Source organism: Cupriavidus sp. WS, from assembly GCF_000395345.1.
Classification (GTDB): Bacteria; Pseudomonadota; Gammaproteobacteria; order Burkholderiales; family Burkholderiaceae; genus Cupriavidus; species Cupriavidus basilensis_B.
On record NZ_AQPL01000189.1, the window covers coordinates 1 to 300 of the forward strand.

The window sequence follows — 300 nt, forward strand, 5'->3', positions numbered from 1 at the left end:
ATCGATGCAGCGCGCGTCGGGCAGCACCGCCGCGCCGGCATCGTCGGCAGGCGCCAGGCCGGCGGCCTGCCACGCCCGCATGCCGCCGTCGAGCAGGCTGACGTCGCCGAAGCCGAGCGCGGCCAGCTCGGCCGCGGCGAGCAGGGCCACGCCGTCTTCGTCGCCGATCAGCGCCAGCGGCATGTCGCGCGGCACGCCGGCCAGGTCGCGCGCCAGCACCGGGCGGATCGACCAGCGGCTGCCGGGCACGTGGCCGGCGCGGTAGGCCATGCTGGGGCGCACGTCGAGCGCCAGCAGCCG

At 78.7% G+C, this 300-nt stretch carries 1 protein-coding gene; it reads right to left on the reverse strand.

Going from position 1 to position 300, the window contains the following annotated elements:
* A partial coding sequence (locus tag K206_RS38430; protein WP_043366751.1) for a rhodanese-like domain-containing protein occupies positions 1-300 on the reverse strand: 300 nt, incomplete at both ends.